Raw genomic sequence first — 19,584 nt, 5'->3', positions numbered from 1 at the left:
GAGTGAATGGATTCAGTAAAAGGAAACCGGATATGGAACATCAACAAAGCCGCAGCCTGAAACTGGTGGTCAGCAACCCCACCCAGGTTGCCAGTGGTCTCGCCCGGGAGCATGTATTCGGGGTCAGGGGTGGGTCCATTGGCAGTGCCGGCAGCGATACCTGGCAATTGTCCTCCCACCGTACCGGCGCCGTGGCGGGCCACGCCGAAGTGCGTTTTATGGACGGTGTGTTCTGCCTGATCGACCGTAGTGGCCGCACCTACATCAACAGCGGCACCCAGCCGGTGGGGCGTGGACGCCGGGCCCGCCTGAAGAGTGGCGACACCATCACCATAGGTCGTTACCAGCTCAGGGCGGAGGTGCTCAGTGGCCAGCGCCAGCCTGGCATCCTGCCGGAAGAAGCGGAGGACGACACCCTGGTGAATGTGGACGAAGGCGAGCTGATGCGAGCCGAAGAGCGGGAACCGGAAACCGCTGGTGATGAACCGCTGCACGGCTTGCAGCCAGTCCCGGGAGAAGTTTTCAGCGACGATCCTCTACAGGCATGGACCGACACCCGCGAGCAAAGCCGGAGCACTGAGGACGATATCAACCGTGAACAGGATTCCCTGCTGGCGGACAAGCCGGAGTGGTATGCCCGCGACGGCGCCGTTACCGACGAGTATCGCGAAAACCGGGATGTGGCCATGGGATTACCCGTGCAACAAGGAGAGCGTGACAGGATGTCTGAGACCACCAAACCGGCACGCCGCCGGGAGAGCAACGACCAGAGCCGACAGCACATCAGCGGTGCGCCGCTGTTGCGTGGCATGGAGACTGACCTGGGTTTTGCCGACAGCGATGAAATGCGCCTGTTCCTGGAAGAGGCCGGCCAGACCCTGAAAGCCACCGTGGAAGGTTTGCTGACCCTGCATCAGGGCGAGGACAGCCGCCATCAGGCCCTGCGCACCCGCTTGCAGCCTATCGAGGACAATCCGTTGCGCCTGGGCGAGGACTACAAGGATACCGTGCAGACCCTGTTCGCCAGTCAGCGCAGCCCGGTGCACCTGTCGGCGCCGGCGGCAGTCAGCGAAAGCATGCAAAGCCTGCATCATCATCAGGTCGCCACCCAGACTGCCATCCGCGAAGGACTGGACGCCATTCTCCACGCCTTTTCCCCCGAAGCGTTACTGCGCCGGTTTCACGGCTATCGCCGCGGACTGAAAACCGATGAAGACGAAAGCAACTGGGCATGGGAGATGTACCAACACTATTACCGGGAACTGAGTTCCAGCCGTCAGCAGGGGTTCGAGCGCCTTTTCCAGGAGGTGTTTGACCAGGCTTACGATCAACAACTGCGCCAATTACAGAGGGAGAACCTGTCGTGAAGTACTGCAAATGGAGTTTGCTGGTCGCCATTCTCGTTTTGGTGGGGTGTAGCACCCCCTATAACGCCGTTACCAAAACCGCCAAGGTGATATGGGACCCGGACATCCCCGTGGGCTATCCGGAAGACCTGCCAAGCCGCGTGGACCTGACCATGCTGGCGGAGCCGGATGTAAATCCCAACGAATCCCTGGCGCCCACGCCGATTGCCTTCCAGATCATCCAGATGCGGGACAGCTCGCGGCTGATGGCAGCGGATTTCGATCAGTTGCTGGGTGAGCTGGAGCCATCCCTGGGCCGCAACTACGTGGACCACAGCGATTACACCCTGGTGCCGGGACAGTTCAGATTTATTGAACCGTTCGAGATCGCCGAAGACACCCGTTTTATTGGTGTGATCGCCTTCTATGCCTACCCCAACCTGTCCCAGTGGAAGAAGGTGGTAAAGGTCGATCCCATTGGTGGTCGATACCACCTGCTGGTCAACCTGCGTGAGCGTGAAGTCAAACTCAGAAGGTCGGATGAGTCCTGATGTCTGCAACCAATCGAGTCGTCTGGAGTGATGGGCTGTTTATCAAACCCCAGCACTTCCAGCAGCAACAAAGATACCTGGAACACCAGATCAACGAACGGGCCCTGGCGGTTTCTGATTACCTTTATGGTTTTAGCGACCTGGAGCTCAATGCGGAATACCTGAGTTTTGGCCGGGTTGGCCTGGTGAGAGCCAGCGGCCTGTTCCCGGATGGCACTCGCTTCTGCCTGCCCCAGGACGATGTGATGCCGGAGCCCCTGGAAATCACCGACGCCTCCGTGGCCAATCAGGTGGTGTACCTGGCCCTGCCCCTGGGCAGTGAGAGCCTGGCAGAAGTGGAGTGGCGCGATGCTGCCATCGCCGGCCGTTTCCGCGCCCAGAGCGAGGAAATCCGGGACCTGCATTCCATCGACGGCGATTCCCACACCATCGACGTGGCCCGGGTAGCTCCGAAGCTGATGCTGGAGCGGGACGATCGCAGTGCCTACGCGGCCCTGGCCATCGGCCGGATCCTGGAGAAGCGCCCGGACGGCAGCCTGGTGATGGACCCGAACTTCATTCCCACCATGCTCAGTGTGCGGGCAGCGCCCCGGCTGCAGCGTTTCGTGGGGGAAATGGCCGGGCTGATGCGCGAACGGGCCAAGAACATTGCCGAGCGCGTGGGGGCCCCCGGGCAGGGCGGTGTGGCGGATGTGGCGGATTTCATGCTGCTGCAGATGCTCAATCGTGCCCATCCGCGTTTCCTGCACCTGGCGCGGCTGCGGCAGTTACACCCGGAGCGTCTCTACGAGGCGTTACTGGAATTGTGCGGCGAGCTGGTGACCTTCACCGATGAGAACCGCCTGCCCCAGGAATACACCGCCTATGATCACGACCTGCCGGAGGATTCCTTCACGCCGCTGATGCAGGTATTGAGGCAATCGCTGAGTACGGTGCTGGAGCCGCGGGCACTGGCCATCCAGTTGCAGCAGCGCCAGTACGGCCTCACAGTGGCGCCGATCCAGGATGTACAGCTGATCGGCCAGGCAGAGTTCATCCTGGCGGTGAAAGCGGATATGCCACTGGACGACCTGCGCAAGCAGTTCACCCAGCAGTGCAAGGTGGCGTCGGTTGAGAAAATCCGCGACCTCATCAGTCTGCAACTGCCGGGGATTCCGCTGTCAGCCCTGCCGGTGGCGCCCCGCCAGTTGCCGTATCACGCCGGGTTCGTGTACTTCCGGCTGGACGACCAGAGCCAGGCCTGGCAGATGCTCGACAACGCCAGCGGCTTTGCGTTCCACGTGGCTGGCAGTTTCCCGGGAATGGAAATGCAGTTCTGGGCAATCAGGAGCTAGATCATGGCAGATGCACCGGTGATGGATTCACCCAATGGCAACACGGAAGCAGGTGGCAGTGCGTTTGATGACCTGATGTTCGGGGACAGTACCCCCGATGGTCGCGTCGGCGACCAGGGCTTCGGCAATGAGCAATTCCAGCTGCGGGGACTGGAGGATAACCGGCTGATCGATGCCGCTACGCCTCTGCTGGGGCTGGTTATCCGGGTGCGCCGGCTGGCGGATTTTCACGGCGTGGAAGACCTGTACCAGCAGGTAGTGGATGAAGTGGCCGCCATAGACCGGGAACTGGTGGAGCAGGGTTACGAGCGCCCGACCGTGGTGGCTTATCGCTATGTGTTATGTGCCTTTATTGACGAGGCCGTACTGGGCACCGATTGGGGCGCCCACAGCGTGTGGTCCCAGCATTCCCTGCTGTCCCGCTTCCACAACGAAACCTGGGGTGGCGAAAAGGTATTTGCCATCACTGCCCGCATGGAGCAGGAACCCGCACGGTACCGCGACATGCTGGAGTTCATCTATCTGTGCCTGTGCCTGGGATTCGAGGGCCGCTACAAGGTGATGACCAACGGCCGGGACGAATACGAACAGATCATTCGTGGGCTGTATGAACAGATACGGGGGTTGCGTCGCGACGACGAACCGCAACCTCTGACCAGCGCGCTGGATAACGTTACCCCCGCCCGTAACCGGCTTCGCACCGGCCTTCCACTGTGGGGTATCGGCGGGCTGTTTGTGGCGGCCATGGCCGGGGTTTACACGCTTTACAACATAGCGCTGAACGAACGCATCAGGGATGTGCTCAGCGTACTGGAACAACTCCCGAAATAAGGAGATCACTGTGATTCGGGTAGAACTGCCGGCGCTGATAGGGCGCCTCAATGAGATCTGTCGCCAGGGCCTGGAAAGCTCGGCGGCCCTGTGTATCAGCCGTCAGGGCGCGGAGATTACTCCCGCCCACCTGCTGTTCAAGCTACTGGAAACGCCGTTTACTGATGTGCGCCAGATCCTGGAAAGTACCGGTATTGACCACCACACACTGCAACCGGTCGTAGGGGACAGCCTCAACGGCGAGCCTCAGTCCGCCGAGCCGTACCCATCGTTCTCGCCGTTACTGATCGAGTTGCTGCAGGACGCCTGGCTCATCGCCTCCACCGAACTGGGCCACACCGACCTGCGTTCCGGTGCCATCACGCTGGCGCTGCTGATGAACGCAGACCGCTACCTGATGCCCCAGGTCAGTCAGCGCCTGAAAGACATCAACCGGGAACAACTGCGCCGGCAGTTTGATTCCATGACCCGGGGTTCGGTAGAGCAACCCCGCACCGAAGAGGGCCCCAGTGCCGCCAACCAGGCGCAGGTGGACATGGACCCGCTCAAGCGCTACGCCACCGACTTCACCAGACTGGCCCGTGATAAAAAGCTGGACCCGGTGGTCTGCCGCGACACTGAAATCGACCAGATGATCGACATCCTCTGTCGTCGCCGCAAGAACAACCCCATCGTGGTCGGTGACGCCGGCGTGGGCAAAAGCGCCGTTGTTGAAGGCCTGGCCCTGCGCATCGTCAACGGGGATGTGCCCGAACGCATGACCAGCGTGGAGCTGTGGACCCTGGACATGGGCGCGCTGCAGGCTGGTGCATCGGTAAAAGGTGAGTTCGAAAAGCGACTGAAAGGCGTCATCGAGGCGGTGAAAAGCTCCGCTACACCCATCATCCTGTTTATCGACGAAGCCCACACCCTGATCGGCGCCGGCAACAGCGAAGGCGGTTCCGACGCCGCCAACCTGCTCAAGCCGGCCCTGGCCCGCGGTGAATTGCGGACGATTGCTGCCACCACCTGGCGCGAATACAAGAAATACTTCGAGAAAGACCCGGCGCTGAGCCGCCGTTTCCAGCCGGTGGCGCTGGACGAGCCCAGCCCAGCCCAGGCGGTTCACATTCTCCGTGGCCTGCGCACGGTCTACGAAAAGGCCCATCGGGTACTGATCGCCGACAGTGCTCTGAAAGCGGCCGCCGACATGTCCGCCCGTTACCTGGCGGGCCGCCAGCTTCCGGACAAGGCCATCGATGTACTGGACACTGCCTGCGCCCGGGTCAGCCTCAACCTGAGCACACCCCCGCGCCGTCTCAGCCACGTGCGTAGCGAACTGCACCAACTGAGCATGGAGCAGGAACTGATGGCCCGTGAACAGACCCTGGGGCAGGCCATTGATCACCAGCGCGAGAGTGAATTGGTTGAACGCCTGGAAGCCCTGCGTTTGGAAGCGGAAGCACTGGAACAGAGCTGGAACGACCAGCGGGAACTGGTGGCGCGCCTGGTGGACATCCGCGAGCAACTGCTGAGCGAAGAGGCTACCGACGTCGAAGCATCGGCGGGAGCAACCACCCCTGAAACCTACGAAGAGCGCCCGGACCTGAAAAGCGAAGCCGCCGCCATCGAACAGGAACTGGCGGAACTGCAGGCGGATGAGCCACTGGTACATGCCCGTGTCGACGCCCGCCAGGTGGCCGAAGTCATCGCCGACTGGACCGGTATCCCGGTCAACCGCATGACCGCCGACGAACTGGGAAAAATCACCCACCTGCCGGAGTACCTGCAGTCCCACATCAAAGGCCAGGACACCGCCATCGGTGCACTGCACCAGCACCTGCTCACCGCCCGTGCCGATCTGCGCCGCCCGGGCCGCCCCATGGGTGCCTTCCTGCTGGCCGGCCCCAGCGGTGTCGGTAAAACCGAAACCGTGGTGCAACTGGCCGAACTGCTCTACGGCGGCCGCCAGTTCCTCACCACCATCAACATGTCCGAATACCAGGAGAAGCACACCGTCTCCCGCCTCATCGGTTCACCGCCGGGCTACGTCGGATTCGGCGAAGGCGGCATCCTCACCGAAGCCATCCGCCAGAAGCCCTATTCGGTTGTGCTGCTCGACGAAGTCGAAAAAGCCCACCCGGAAGTCCTCAACCTGTTCTACCAGGCCTTCGACAAGGGCGAGCTGGCCGACGGCGAAGGCCGCCTGATCGACTGCAACAACGTGGTGTTCTTCCTCACCTCGAACCTGGGCTACCAGACCATCGTCAGACACGCAGACGAGCCGGAGAAGATTGAAGAAGCCCTGTACCCGGAACTGGCGGACTTCTTCAAACCAGCACTGCTGGCACGTATGGAAGTCGTGCCTTACCTGCCGCTGGGCGAAGACACCCTCAACCGCATCGTTGGCGACAAACTCGACCGCCTGGCCACCCAGATCGGCGACCGTTACCACACCACAGTGGAACTGGAAGACGGCCTGGTAGAAGCCATCCGCAGCCGCGCCACCCGAAGTGAAAACGGCGCGCGCATGCTGGAGTCAATTATTGAAGGTGAGCTGTTGCCACCGGTGTCATTGGCGCTGCTGGAGAAGCTGGCAGCTCGGGAGCCAGTCACCAAAGTGACCCTCGGCGTCGAAAACAACAAATTCACCGGGGTTGTTGCATAAGGCAACTGACAAGTAGCGGGCCGTGCGGATTCACTTTCCGAAACCGTGCGGAGCCATGGATGGCGGAGCCGAGCGTACAGGGATGTATTCACAGCGTGTTTCGGAAAGTGAATCTGTACGGTACGCGGTCCTTGAGGGACAAGGAAAAGGGATAAAAAGAATGGGACGGATGCAGATGGAGTTGCACACCGGCATAGACCTGGCGGTTGAGCTGCTCCGGCAGGACAACCTGCCAACCCTGCTAAAAGTCGCTTCACGGCAACTGGAAAACACCTTCGGTATCAGCCGCTGCTGGACACTGGAACTCGACCTCAGCGGCCGCACACTCCACTGTGCGGCACTGGGCGACCAGGGCGAATTCGATTGCGGCGACTTCAGCCACCCCTTTGCCCACCTGCTGCAACAGGGCAAACCCAGGGAACTGTCACGGGCCGCCAGCTATCGCCTCGACCACGAAGGCTTTCAGGCCATGGTCGAAGCCAGCAACCGGCCCCGGTCATTCTGGCTCGAGCCCATCAAAGGCGAAGACGGCCGCACACTCGGCATCCTCGTGCTTTGCAACGAAGAACCCGAGTGGGAAGGCATCACCGCCCAGCCACTGTACCGGGGCCTGCTGACCCTGCTGTCCCATCAATGGGTCAGCCAGCTCAGAACCAGCGACCAAGTGTGGCAGCGGCGCATGCTCAAACGCTCGCTGGACCACCTCCACGATGCCGAAGCCGTGCGTCAGCGCTGTGAACAACTGGCGAATACCCTGGTTGGCAGCTCCGCAGCCATGACCGACCTGCGCGCCCAGATAGTACGGGCCGCCGGCAGCCAGCTTTCGGTACTGGTACAGGGCGAAACCGGCTGCGGCAAGGACCTGGTTGCCCAGGGCATCCACCGCTTCTCCGACCGGGCCGCAGGGCCCCTGGTCGTGGTCAACTGCGCCGCCATTCCGGACTCACTGCTGGAAAGCGAACTCTTCGGCCACACCAAGGGGGCCTTTTCCGGTGCCGACCGGGCCAAGGAAGGTCTGCTGGCCCAGGCGGATGGCGGCACGCTCTTTCTGGACGAAATCGGCGATATGCCCATGGCCCTGCAGTCGAAATTGCTGCGTGTGCTGGAAAGCCGTCGTTTCCGCCCACTCGGCGCTCAGCAGGAACAGCATTCAGACTTCCGCCTGGTGGCGGCCACCCATCAACCACTGAGCAGTTGCATTGAAGAAGGCCGCTTCCGGCGTGACCTCTTCTACCGCCTCAGCCAGTTCCCGTTGCGGGTTCTGCCACTGAGGGAGCGACCGCAAGACCTGGAGCCCCTGTGCCGGCATTTCATTCGTGAATACACCGCCCGGGAGGGCGGTGGCCCAATGGGCATCAGCAGCCATGCCCTGAGCATGTTGACCGGCTACAGCTTCCCTGGAAATGCCCGCGAATTGCGGAATATTGTCGAGTTTGCGTGCCTGCAGACGCCGGTAGGCGATGATATCCAGCCGGAAGTGTTGCGCCTGGATGACCTGTTTCCGGACCAGGAAACCTGTATAGCGAGCGATTTCCAGGCGCAGATGGTTCCGGGCGTTCCCCAGGCGGAGGACGTGGACGACCTCAGGGCTGCGGCCCAGGCGTTCGAAGCTGCCATTATACGTGAGCGCTTACGCCAGTATGGCGGCAACCGCGCCCAGGCGGCAGAGAGCCTGGGCCTGCCCAAGCGAACCCTGGCCCACAAATGTCTGAAGTATCAGGTGACTGAAGCGTGAAACGGTTTTATCGAAGTAACTACCCTCTTGCTGCCGCATTCTGTGCCCTCAGCCTGACATTTTCTCTGACTGCCAGTGGCGACATCCGCCAGCAACTGTCGGCCGCCCGGGACTGCACCACTGAAAGCCAGCGCCTGGAACGCCTTGCCTGTTTCGATGAAGTGTTCGGCACGCCCGTCGAAGTAGCGATCGACGATGTCATCAGCGGCAACCAGCCGGAACGCTGGCGTCAGGCCTTTGCCCTGGAGCAGCGTCGCCGGCCGGGAGACGGCCCGCTTTATCGTGACACCTCGGAGCAGGCGGGACACCTGGTAACGCTCAGCGCGCTGGGAGTACAACCTCCCCGGCCGTTACTCGCGGTGCAGTGCCACAACAACATCACCGAGCTCACGCTGATGTTGCCCGAAGCAGTAAAAGAGGAACGGGTGACGGTTGATTTTGGCCAGGGCCGGCAGATCTGGCGGGTGCGGGACGAGGGCTTTGTCATCAGTGGCGGCCGGGGCCTGCCAGCCATTCGCACGGTGCGGGAAATGTCTGCAGGTTCGGGTGTCACCGTTGCCTCGTCCAGTGGCGCTATCGACGGGCTGATGTTTGATCTGCAAGGATTCCGGGAAACTTTGAAGCCACTGCGGAAAGCCTGTGGCTGGTAGACGGTGAGAGTTTGACACGCGATTTGTAAAGACAGGGATTGGACATGCAGGCAGTAGAGCAGCATCCATACGTTGAACAGGTGTTGAGTGCCTTTCCTGGTGAGAGCGCCACGGGTGAAAACCTGATGGACGACGCCACCATGGAATACCTCGAGAACGAAATCATGAAGGTGGGCTCGCTGGCTCACACTGGTGTTGAATGGGGAGAGGTGGAAAGCGAGTCGCTCCGCCTGCTGTCGGACACCAGCAAGGACCTAAAGGTATTGGGGTTTCTGATGCTGTGTCTGCAGCGCGGCGGCAACGGCGAACGTTTTGCCCTGTCGCTGTACCTGTTGCACCGGGTGCTGGACAGCTGGTGGGACGATGCCTGGCCGTACCCGGGCGACAAGGGCAAGCGCGCCCGCAAGATGCTGCTGACCCAGATTCTGCAGCGCGCCCTCAAGGAAGTATCGGCGATGAGCTTTGACGGCGGTGTGGGGGACGGCCGCGAATTCTGCCTGACCATCCTCGGCAAGCTGATGGAGCAGGCAGGCGCCCGCGAACTGCCGGACGACGGGCTCGTTGATCTGCGTCGGGCGGTTGAAAAACTGCCGTCACCCTATGACACGCCCATACCGCCCGAAGCTGCCGATAAAGCGCAAACAGCAGCTTCGTCCACTTCAGGAATGGCGTCGTCCCATGCCGGCGGTGCATCGTCTACCTCCCTTGGCAACCTGACCCTGGACCCGGCGAACGAGCGGGCGACCCGCCAGAGCCTGCTGAAAGTCGCCGACATGCTGACTGAAACCACACCTGCTGATGAGCTTGGCTACCAGCTTCGTCGTTACGCCATCTGGCAGACCATCACTTCGGTTCCCCCGGCCCGGGACGGCGTCAAGAGTGACCTGGCGGCTGTCAGTGCCGACCGTGTGGCGGACTATCGGGAAAGCCTGTCGAAATCGCCGGACCTGGCGCTGTGGCAACGCATTGAACAGAGTCTGTCGGTCAGTCCGTTCTGGCTGGAAGGCCACTGGCTGAGTGCGCAGGTGGCCTCCGCGCTGGGGCACGAGGCCTGTGCCGAAGCTATCCGCACGGCGGTTAAAGCCTTCGTTGAGCGGTTGCCGGAACTGGCGGACATGACGTTTAACGACGGCACGCCCTTCCTGCCCAGGGCGGTTGCGGACTGGATACTCAGTGGCCCGGCAAAAGGTGGTTCCGCCGGTGGTGCGAGCTCCTGGGAGCAAGCCTACGACGACGCCCGCGGCGTCATGGAACAGAAGGGTCTGGCGGCGGCGATGCAACTGCTGGAAGAAGGTCTGGAAGCGGCCCGCGAACCGAGGGACCGGTTCTACTGGCGGCTGATGAGCAGCCAGCTGATGAAAGACAGCGGCATGAAAAGCCTGGCGAAACAGCAGGTGCAGGATCTGCGTGAGCAGACCCGTGGTATGAGCCTTGAAGACTGGGAGCCTGGCCTGGTAGCCCGGCTGGACAGACTTGCGTAAACACAGACGGACTAATTAACAGGAATGGACACCATGTGGAGACAAGCCCTACTCATTGGACGACGGATACTGCCCTATGTGCGCAGTGCGGCGCCGATTACCCTGGCACTGGGTGTGGTGGTACTACTGGCCGCAACCTGGTGGCTGGGGCCACGCCTGGAAATCAACGGTGAATATCCACTGGCAGCCTGGCAGATGCGCGCCCTGGTCACCCTGGTGGTTGTGCTGCTGGTGGCGATGGTCTGGGGCATGGTGCTGGCCCGCAAGTTGCGCAAGGTAAACGTTGCCAAGGCACAGGAGCAGAAGGAAGAGGAAGATCCGATCCTGCCGCTGGAACGCCGCCAGCAACGCCTGCTTGATCGCCGCCTGGCAGAACTCAAGAGCAACCTGCCGGGGCGCAAGGGCGTCTACCGTTTGCCCTGGTACCTGGTTATGGGCCTGGAAGGTGCCGGTAAGACCAGCCTGATCCAGCGCTCCGGACAGACCTATACGCTAACCAACGTGACCCGCAACCCCCGCACGGAGCGTAATCCTTTTGGTTTCGAATGGTGGGTGGGCGATAACGGTGTACTGATAGATCCGGACGGCGAACTGCTCAGCCAGAACGACGGTCAGGGTGCCGGCAGCGAGATTCAGCAACGGCTGTGGACCCATTTCATCAACTGGCTGGAAAAGAACCGTCCCCAGCGCCCGCTGAACGGTGTGGTGCTGGCTGTGGATCTTGCGCGTCTGAGCACGGCCAATGAACAGCAACGTCAGGCCCAGGCAATCCTGCTTCGAACCCGTCTGCGGGAACTGATGGAGCAACTGGGGTCCCGGTTACCGGTGTACATCAGCTTTACCAAGATGGATCTGCTCTACGGTTTTGCACCCTTTGCACGAACTCTGTCAAAAGCTGAACGTGAGCAACCCCTCGGCTTTACGTTTCAACTGGACGGCCAGCAAGATCCGGACGACTGGCTGGGTGAGTTTGACCAGAGCTTCAGCAAGCTCGCGGAACAACTGGGTGAGCGGCTTCCGGACGTATTGTCCGCCACCCGGGATGCCGAAGAACGTGCGGCAGCCTATTCCTTTACCCGCCAACTGGCGGGGCTGAAGCCGGTGCTGGAACAGTTCCTCGCGGACCTGCTTTCTGCGGATGCGTTTTCAACGCCGGCCCTGGTCCGTGGCACCTACTTTACCTCCGTGGTCCAGGAAGGTGTGCCGGAAGATGCTTTTGTATCTGCCGCTGCCGCCAGCTATGGTCTTGCCGGCCCGATACAGCCGGCACAACGTGGCGGGCAGTCATCCAGCCTGTTCACCGAAAAGTTGTTTCCCAATATCATCTATCGCGAAGCCGGCCTGGCCGGTGATAACCAGAAGGTGGTTGGTCGCCGGCGGCGTCAGGTTGCGGTGGCCGCGATAGTGGCCGTCGCTGCCGGCCTGGGCATGACTGCCGGATGGCAGCATTATTTTATTCAGAACGCCGAAGCCGCCATGGCCGTTGAGGAACGGGTGCGCAGTTTCATCGATAACTGGCGCCCGATTGGCTACGAGCCGGATACCACCGGCCGCAATTTGCTGGAACCCCTGGACCAGTTACAGGAAGCCACGCTGGCGTTCGGAGATTACCGTGCGGAGCCGGCGGTCGTGGCGGATATGGGCCTTTATAAGGGCCACAAGATTGGCCCGGAAGTCGAAGAGTCCTATCTGGACATGTTGACCTATCAATTCATGCCGGCCTTGATGCTGGGCGTAATGGGAGAGATGAGCGATGCTCCGGACAACAGTTCCGAGCGCCTCGACCACCTGCGCGTATTGCGCATGCTCTACGATGCCAGCGGCCGCCGCAAGGATATTGTCCACAGTTATATGAGTGAGTATTGGCAGCGTGCCTACCCGGCGCAGCGTAACCTGCAGCAGCGGCTGCTCAGCCATCTGGACTACGCCCTGCTGCACACGGACCTGAACAAGCGTGTCGCGGAGGGTGACAAAACCGCCGATAGGGCGCTGGCACCGTTCCGCAGCGGCGTCCAGTGGGCCCAGCATGAGCTCGGGCGTATCGCGACCCCGGAACGGGTCTATCGTGACCTGGAAAAGGAAGCCGAGCAGAATTTCCAATCGCCCCTGGACCTGGCGCGGGAATCCGGCCCGGCCTTCAGCACCGTGTTTGTGCGCCTGGATGAATTCGGTGAGCCGCTGGAAGATGAGCATACGGAACAGGAGGACCCGGCCGTGATTCCGTCGTTGCTGACTCGCCAGGGCCTGGACTCCTGGTTCCTGCGCAAGTCCGGCTCCGTCACGGAGCTGGCCCTGGTGGATGCCTGGGTGCTGGGCCGCCGGGATGATGTGGACTTCAGTGAAGCCGATGAAGCCCGGTTGCAGGCGCAACTGCAGTCCCTGTATGCGGAAAACTATGTCGCCAACTGGCGCCGGGCTTTGAGCCGGCTGGACATCCAGAGCTTCAGCGACCTCAATCACGGTGTGCGTGTCCTGGAAAGCCTGACCAGTGGCCACGAACCGCTGAACCAGTTGCTGGCCCACGTAACCGCCAATACCCGTCTGATTCCGGGTGGCAGCGAAGAGGCCGACGCGGCCCGCAAGGTAATGGAGCAGTCTGCCCATTTCCAGATGGTGCAGGAAATTGAGCGTCAGTTTACTGACCTGAACGAACTGATGGACAAGCAGGGTGATGACCCGAGTGATATGGAGCAGGTCATGGAGGTGGTGCATAGCCTTCATACTTACCTGCGCGGTATTCAGGAAGCGCCGGATCGCGGAAAGGCCGCCCTTTCAGCCGCCCGCGCCCGTATGGGCCTGAGAGGGGCAGACCCGATTTTCACTCTGCAGCGGGTGGCTTCCAACCAACCAGCGCCCCTGGATCGCATGCTGGAAAAACTGGCTTCCGAAAGCTGGCGTGTGGTGCTCGACCAGGCCGTGGCGCAACTTGAGCGTCAGTGGTATCGGGAAGTGTATCAGCCCTTCCAGCAGAGTCTGGCCAGGCATTACCCGTTCAGTCCGGGGGCCGGCCGTGACGCGGCACTGCAGGATTTCGAGCGCTTTTTTGCGCCGGAGGGCGTACTGGATCAGTTCTATACCGAGAACCTGAAACTGTTCCTGGAAGATCATCCGGAGAACATTGCCGGTTCCAAACGCGCCAGTCTGGTTCGTCGCGACGTGTTGGCGTCGCTGGAAAAGGCTGAAAATATCCGCCGCGCCTTTTTCACCCGAAGTGGCTCGCTGGATGTCGAGTTTGCGATGGAGCCGTTGCACCTGTCTTCCAACAAGCGTCGCAGCGTAATGAACGTGGACGGGCAACTGGTAGAGTTCAGTCACGGTCCGAGCCAGAGCATTCCGCTGGTGTGGCCCAATACCTTGCGGGATTCGGTCGAAAGCCGGGTCACTCTGGTGCCCACGGAAGTGAACCGGTCCCCCCGAAGTATCTCGGAAAACGGCCCATGGGCCCTGTTTCGCCTGCTCGATGAGGCAGATATCACCGGCGTGAGCAACAGTGCCGTGGACGTACGGTTTGCACTGGACGAAGGCGAGATGCGTTATCGCCTGCATGCGGGCAGTAATACCAACCCGTTCACGCAGAAGTTACTGGCGGGGTACCGGATTCCACGCAGTCTGTATTAGTCTAGTGGCTATTGATAGGGAAGGATAACCAATGAATGGACTGCTGATACTCGTTTGTTTGCTGATCACCCCCATCGCCCAGGCCGGCACTTACCGCTGGGTCGATGAGAATGGCCAGACCCATTTCGGTGACCGGCCACCGGCGAACACTGCCGCAGACGAAATGACCCTGAAGGCCACTACTCCGTCCCCGGACGAGGCCGTTCGTCAACGCAAGCAGCGGATGAACGAGTTCCTGGAGCAGACTGAGCAGGAGCGTTCTGAGCGCAACAAGGCTGAGGCCGAACAGCAGGCAAAGGCCACGAAGCATGCAGCCCGTTGCCAGGCCCTCCGGGCGCGATTGAAATTTCTCAAGAGTGTGTCGGGGATTTACCGGCTCAACAGCGAAGGTGAGCGCGTTTTCGTCGACGATGAAGAAAACGAGCGCCTTCGTCGTGAGTTTCGGGCCAGGGTCCAGAGTGAATGCGATATCTGAGAATTTAAACCAGGTAGCGGCTTCATAAATCTGACATTGTCAGCGGATGACACAACCTTCACGTACAGACCCATACCTTGTGCTACATTAATGACAGCCATGGCCGTTTTTACACCTTTCCATGGTTTATGAATGCTGTCGGGAGATCATCAGACTCTCCTGTGCAGGTATTCAGCCAACAGTTCTTATCGTTACCAAACGCGGAAATAGTAGTTTGGTTTACTGACAAGGAGGCAACAGATGGAAGCGAAGTCCAATCAAAACGATTATGAACAGGTAAGAGAAGACCTCAAGAAGCTCAGCGAGGATCTTTCCAAACTCACCAAAACCGTTACTGAGGGGCAAAAGACCAATATCAGCAATCTTCGTGACGAAATTCGCCGGGAAAGCCGTGAGGCGTTTGACCAGGTGAAGCAACGCGGGGATGAAGCCATTACCCGTGCCCGTGATGCCGGCAGCAAGGCCGTGGACGATGTCGAGCACAAGATCGAAGAGCGGCCGTTTCTCAGTATCATGATCATGTTCCTGGCCGGATTGCTGGTAGGCCGTCTGTTGGATCGCTGATCATGCTGGATTCAGCCTGGTTACGGGGCGTCCTGCGCAAGGCAGTCGCGGCCATTGTTGGTTTTATGCTGGCCCTGGTGTTGCTGGTCGCCCTGTTGATTACCGGTTTTTACCTACTCGTTAATGCCGCCACACTGGCGTTGTCCCCCGTTCTGGGTGAGGCTGGTGCTTTGGCGGTAACGGGTTTGTCCTGTCTGTTGTTACTGGCTCTGTTTTTCTATCGGATGACCCGTCCGGTTTCCGCGAAAACGTCTTCCCATAAGGGCAAAGGGCAGTCATCAGGCTCTCCGGTGGATCTTATCAGGGATCTTGTCCGCGATAATCCCCTGGAAGCCGTTGCCGCGGCGTTCACTCTTGGCGTGGTGGAGCAGAGCGACCCGCGCCTGAAGTCGCTGCTGTTGCAGGGCGGCATGGCGTTGATGAAAGAAGCGGAAGCTGAACAGGCCCGAGGGCAGGAAACATCGGACGCACCTGCCAGCAACACGGACGCGCCAGCCACCTGATCGTCACTACAACGTAACCCGCCCCATTGATAATGGCTGTGCAGTTTCATGCATCGCACAGGGAGCTTGTTATGAAGTTACGCACGTTGCGGGTTATGGCATTGCTGATGTCATTGGTCTCCGTCGCCAATGCCAGCCCGGGTGGGCAAGGCAAGGGCCAGGTTCATCTCGGGCCCAGGCCGTTCTGGCTGGTGCAAGACATGGATGAGGGGCCACTGAAAGACGCTTTGCAGTCCTGCCAGGCCAGAAAACCCAGACCTACGGATTTCTCGATAGGGCACCGGGGTGCGCCCTTGCAGTTTCCGGAACACACCCTGGAATCCTACGTGGCGGCCGCTCAGATGGGAGCCGGTATCCTGGAGTGCGATGTCGCCTTCACCAGGGACCGGGAACTGGTCTGCCGCCATGCCCAGAACGATCTTCACACCACCACCAATATCGTGACCATTCCGGAACTGAGCGCCAAGTGCACACAGCCATTTGTGCCGGCGGATCCACAAAGCGGCACCGAGGCTCAGGCAGAATGCCGTACCAGCGATATCACGCTGGAGGAGTTCAAGTCCCTGAAAGGCAAGATGGACGCGTTCAACCCCATGGCGACGACTCCCGAAGAATACCTGGGGGGAACCGCGGACTGGCGTACTGACCTGTACAGCAGTCGTGGCACCTTGTTGACCCATCAGGAAAGTATCGAGCTGTTCAAGGCGCTGGGCGTGAAGTTCACTCCGGAGCTGAAAACACCGGTGGTAGAGATGCCGTTCGATGGAGATTACAGCCAGCAGGATTATGCCCGCCAGATGATCCAGGACTACATCGATGCTGGTGTAAACCCGAGGGAAGTCTGGCCGCAATCGTTCCTGCTGGACGATGTGCTGTTCTGGATCAATGATATGCCCCGGTTTGGAAAGCAGGCGGTGTTCCTGGACCAGCAGCCGATGACCGCGGAAAACTCGTCCCCGTCGTGGATGGAGAGCCTGTCCGCACAAGGGGTGAATGTCCTGGCACCGGCGCTGTGGAAGATGCTGGCCCTGGATGGCCACCAGCAAATCGTGCCGTCGGAGTATGCGGAGAATGCCAGGGCCGCTGGGCTGGACCTGATTGCCTGGACGGTTGAACGCAGCGGCCCGCTGGCCGATGGCGGTGGCTGGTATCACCAGACCATCACCGATGCCATCAATAACGACGGTGACGTGTTCAAGGTGATTGATGTGCTGGCGCGGGAGGTCGGGGTCATCGGCATCTTCTCCGACTGGCCGGCAACCACCACCTACTACGCCAACTGCATGGGATTCGCAGGTCGGGCCCATTAGACAGCAGTTGCCACGCAGCCGGAATCTGGTGGAAATTCAGCCAATCGTTAAAGCGCTTATCAGAGTAGACTGGTGGTTACATCATCAGACGGTAACGGTTGTGCATGGATACAAATACCAGCCCGGCATGGCAAAGACATGCCTCAGCCATTCTCAGCGGGTTTTTCGGGGACTGGCTTGAGGCGCGCAATAATCCTCTGGCGATGCCCATGACGTTTTTCCATGGGCATGAGCCGGTTAATCCGGGTTCTCCTGATCTGGAGAACCCTGGCTCAACCTTGTGCCTGTCGATTCACGGCCTGATGGAGCTGGAGTCGGTATGGGCTATCCCGGGCCGGGGTGGTGCTCATTACGGCTCGCTGCTAGCGGCTGAGAATAGCGACATTACGCCTCTGACTCTCCGATACAATAGTGGTCGGTCTATCTGGCACAACGGAGAAACGCTCGCCGACATGCTTGATACCCTGGTCAGCCACTGGCCTGTGTCCGTTGAGCGGATAATCCTGATCGGGCACAGCATGGGCGGGTTGCTGATTCGCAGTGCCAGTCACTTTGGTCAACGCCATGGTCATCACTGGGTGGAGCAGCTCAGGGACTGCGTCTACGTCGGCTCCCCCCACGATGGCTCGTGGCTGGCAAGGGGTGCCATGGCGACGGCTGACCGGATGAATAAGGCGCCGAGGGATTATTTGCGGGTGCTGGGCGAAGTGATAGATCTGCGAAGCGAGGGTATTCGCAACCTGTCCCGCGGCGAAGTGTTGAGCAGCGAAGATGGCGAGCCACCTTTGCTGCCGGGTGCCCGACATTACGTTGTCTGTGGTTTGCTGGCGCGTACCCGTGAGCATCCGGTGAATGCGCTGTTCGGTGATGCACTGGTACAGGAATCCAGTGCCCGCGGCCGCGAGCGTAAAGGCTGGACACTCACTGGTGAAGCCAGCTTTCCAGGTGTAGACCATATCCGTCTGGCTCATCATCCCGATGTAGCTGACCAACTGAGGAAGTGGTTGTTATGAACAAGCAGGATCTCGACTGGTGGGCCGGCGTTGCCGATGTGGCCGCCAGTGGTATCGATCATGGTGCACGCAAGCTTGAACGGGTCCATCTGAGCATTGCAGACGAAACGTTCAACCTTCTGCGGCAGGTGCCGGTGACCAGGCCCTGGAGTGATGGCATTCGCACGATCCATCACGGCATCTCCCGTCTGTCGTACCGCAGTGTATCGCTTGCCGCCAGTGGTCTGGGCGGATTGGTCAGGCGGGCAAATGTTACGAAAAGTTGTGAATCTGACATTAAATAGCATGAAATATATGTGAACAGACCGTATTGCGCATTTAATGCACATCCTGCCTGTTTGTAGGTAGCCTGAGATCAGGTAACCGTTCTGACCTCGGCCATGCTGGTGGCGCCGGTTGTCTGGGCACAGGACGATACCGACAGGCCGGACTTTGATGCCGGCCGCGTTGGTATGCGTTTCCAGTTCTGATGTGCGAGCGTAATCGCCCGGGGCAATACGCCCCGGAGCTCGCTCATTACTGCACGTTTTCCAGCTCGCCGAACCGGTCTGTAAACAATGCGGATGACAGGTAGCGCTCTGCGGAATCCGGCAGCACCACTACGATATTCTTGCCCTTGAATTCCGGCAGCTTGCCAATCCTTACCGCCGCTACAACCGCTGCACCACAGGAAATTCCGCACAGAATGCCTTCTTCCTGCATCAGCCGGTGCGCCATGTCCATCGCCTCCTGATTGCTGACTGTCTCCACCCGGTCCACCAGATCCATGTCCAGGTTGCCCGGAATGAAGCCTGCGCCAATGCCCTGGATCTTGTGAGGGGCGGGTGTCTGTTCCTCGCCGGCCCGGGCCTGGGTGATGATGGGTGAGTCTTCCGGTTCCACAGCAACGGTGGTTATGGCTTTACGCCGGGTGTTGCGGATGTAACGGGCGACGCCGGTCAGGGTGCCGCCGGTACCTACACCGGACACAAAGATATCAACGGCGCCGTCGGTGTCGTTCCAGATTTCCGGGCCGGTGGTGTCCTCGTGAATCCGGGGGTTTGCCGGATTCTCGAATTGCTGTGGCATAAAGTGCTGATCCGGGTCTTCGGCAACAATTTCCTCGGCTTTGGCGATTGCACCCTTCATGCCCTTGGGTGGTTCCGTCAGCACCAGCTCTGCCCCCAAAGCCTTCAGTACCTTACGCCGCTCCAGGCTCATTGATGAGGGCATGGTCAATAGCAGCTTGTAGCCTCGCGCCGCTGCCACAAAGGCCAGGGCGATGCCGGTATTGCCACTGGTGGGTTCAACGATGGTCATGCCGGGCTTGAGGACACCGCGTTTTTCGGCATCCCAGATCATGGCGGCGCCAATCCGGCATTTTACCGAGTAGGCCGGGTTGCGACCTTCAATCTTGGCCCAGATGGTGGCGCCTTCGTTTACCCGGTTAAGCGCCACCAGCGGTGTGTTGCCGATCGACAGAGAATTATCCTGGTAAATGTTGGCCATGGTGGTCTCCTTTTGCGTCGTGAGTATCGCAAAGGATA

At 60.2% G+C, this 19,584-nt stretch carries 17 protein-coding genes; 15 read left to right on the top strand and 2 right to left on the bottom strand.

Annotated elements, in window-relative coordinates:
- Nucleotides 1–32: 32 nt before the first annotated feature.
- The 15 genes from tagH (at nt 33) to FDP08_RS11505 (ending at nt 18,342) form a co-directional block, all read left to right on the top strand.
- Entirely contained in the window at nt 33–1,367 is a 1,335-nt protein-coding gene (gene tagH / locus FDP08_RS11575; protein ID WP_137436306.1) for a type VI secretion system-associated FHA domain protein TagH, read from the top strand.
- Nucleotides 1,364–1,897, top strand: a complete 534-nt coding sequence (gene tssJ / locus FDP08_RS11570; RefSeq protein WP_137436305.1) for a type VI secretion system lipoprotein TssJ — start codon at nt 1,364–1,366, stop codon at nt 1,895–1,897. The genes tagH and tssJ overlap by 4 nt, the downstream gene beginning before the upstream one ends.
- A complete protein-coding gene (tssK, locus tag FDP08_RS11565) occupies nt 1,897–3,231 on the top strand; it encodes a type VI secretion system baseplate subunit TssK (protein ID WP_137436304.1) in 1,335 nt (444 codons plus the stop codon). The genes tssJ and tssK overlap by 1 nt, the downstream gene beginning before the upstream one ends.
- 3 nt (nt 3,232–3,234) lie before the next feature.
- On the top strand, nt 3,235–4,062 hold the full coding sequence (gene icmH / locus FDP08_RS11560) for a type IVB secretion system protein IcmH/DotU (protein WP_137436303.1): 828 nt from the start codon (nt 3,235–3,237) through the stop codon (nt 4,060–4,062).
- A gap of 10 nt (nt 4,063–4,072) precedes the next feature.
- The gene (gene tssH, locus FDP08_RS11555) at nt 4,073–6,709 is read left to right on the top strand and encodes a type VI secretion system ATPase TssH (protein WP_170979021.1); all 2,637 of its coding nucleotides are present in this window, start codon (nt 4,073–4,075) and stop codon (nt 6,707–6,709) included.
- A 169-nt stretch (nt 6,710–6,878) separates the two neighbouring features.
- Nucleotides 6,879–8,444, top strand: a complete 1,566-nt coding sequence (locus FDP08_RS11550) for a sigma-54-dependent Fis family transcriptional regulator (RefSeq protein ID WP_137437311.1) — start codon at nt 6,879–6,881, stop codon at nt 8,442–8,444.
- The gene (gene vasI, locus FDP08_RS11545; RefSeq protein WP_137436301.1) at nt 8,441–9,094 is read left to right on the top strand and encodes a type VI secretion system-associated protein VasI; all 654 of its coding nucleotides are present in this window, start codon (nt 8,441–8,443) and stop codon (nt 9,092–9,094) included. Before FDP08_RS11550 ends, vasI begins: the two co-directional genes overlap by 4 nt.
- 44 nt (nt 9,095–9,138) lie before the next feature.
- The gene (tssA, locus tag FDP08_RS11540) at nt 9,139–10,575 is read left to right on the top strand and encodes a type VI secretion system protein TssA (protein WP_137436300.1); all 1,437 of its coding nucleotides are present in this window, start codon (nt 9,139–9,141) and stop codon (nt 10,573–10,575) included.
- A gap of 33 nt (nt 10,576–10,608) precedes the next feature.
- Nucleotides 10,609–14,193, top strand: coding sequence for a type VI secretion system membrane subunit TssM (tssM, locus tag FDP08_RS11535; RefSeq protein ID WP_137436299.1), 3,585 nt, complete (start codon nt 10,609–10,611; stop codon nt 14,191–14,193).
- Between the two features lie 31 nt (nt 14,194–14,224).
- Nucleotides 14,225–14,668: a DUF4124 domain-containing protein gene (locus FDP08_RS11530; protein WP_170979019.1), complete on the top strand. Its 444-nt coding sequence runs from the start codon at nt 14,225–14,227 to the stop codon at nt 14,666–14,668.
- A gap of 240 nt (nt 14,669–14,908) precedes the next feature.
- On the top strand, nt 14,909–15,232 hold the full coding sequence (locus FDP08_RS11525) for an ElaB/YgaM/YqjD family protein (protein WP_137436298.1): 324 nt from the start codon (nt 14,909–14,911) through the stop codon (nt 15,230–15,232).
- A gap of 2 nt (nt 15,233–15,234) precedes the next feature.
- A complete protein-coding gene (locus FDP08_RS11520; RefSeq protein ID WP_137436297.1) occupies nt 15,235–15,735 on the top strand; it encodes a hypothetical protein in 501 nt (166 codons plus the stop codon).
- A 71-nt stretch (nt 15,736–15,806) separates the two neighbouring features.
- Complete coding sequence (locus tag FDP08_RS11515; RefSeq protein ID WP_137436296.1) at nt 15,807–17,045, top strand: glycerophosphodiester phosphodiesterase family protein; 1,239 nt, start codon at nt 15,807–15,809, stop codon at nt 17,043–17,045.
- A gap of 104 nt (nt 17,046–17,149) precedes the next feature.
- Nucleotides 17,150–18,058, top strand: coding sequence for an esterase/lipase family protein (locus FDP08_RS11510; protein WP_137436295.1), 909 nt, complete (start codon nt 17,150–17,152; stop codon nt 18,056–18,058).
- Nucleotides 18,055–18,342: a hypothetical protein gene (locus FDP08_RS11505; protein ID WP_137436294.1), complete on the top strand. Its 288-nt coding sequence runs from the start codon at nt 18,055–18,057 to the stop codon at nt 18,340–18,342. The genes FDP08_RS11510 and FDP08_RS11505 overlap by 4 nt, the downstream gene beginning before the upstream one ends.
- A gap of 71 nt (nt 18,343–18,413) precedes the next feature.
- Here the strand turns inward: FDP08_RS11505 and FDP08_RS20320 are convergent, their stop codons facing one another.
- Together FDP08_RS20320 and cysK are read right to left on the bottom strand one after the other, a co-directional pair.
- Complete coding sequence (locus FDP08_RS20320; protein WP_170979018.1) at nt 18,414–18,575, bottom strand: hypothetical protein; 162 nt, start codon at nt 18,573–18,575, stop codon at nt 18,414–18,416.
- Complete coding sequence (gene cysK / locus FDP08_RS11500) at nt 18,575–19,546, bottom strand: cysteine synthase A (RefSeq protein ID WP_137436293.1); 972 nt, start codon at nt 19,544–19,546, stop codon at nt 18,575–18,577. The genes FDP08_RS20320 and cysK overlap by 1 nt, the downstream gene beginning before the upstream one ends.
- Between the last annotated feature and the right edge of the window lie 38 nt (nt 19,547–19,584).

The sequence above is a fragment of the Marinobacter panjinensis genome, assembly GCF_005298175.1.
GTDB classification, from domain to species: Bacteria; Pseudomonadota; Gammaproteobacteria; order Pseudomonadales; family Oleiphilaceae; genus Marinobacter; species Marinobacter panjinensis.
This window is presented reverse-complemented; position numbering and strand designations above follow the sequence as displayed.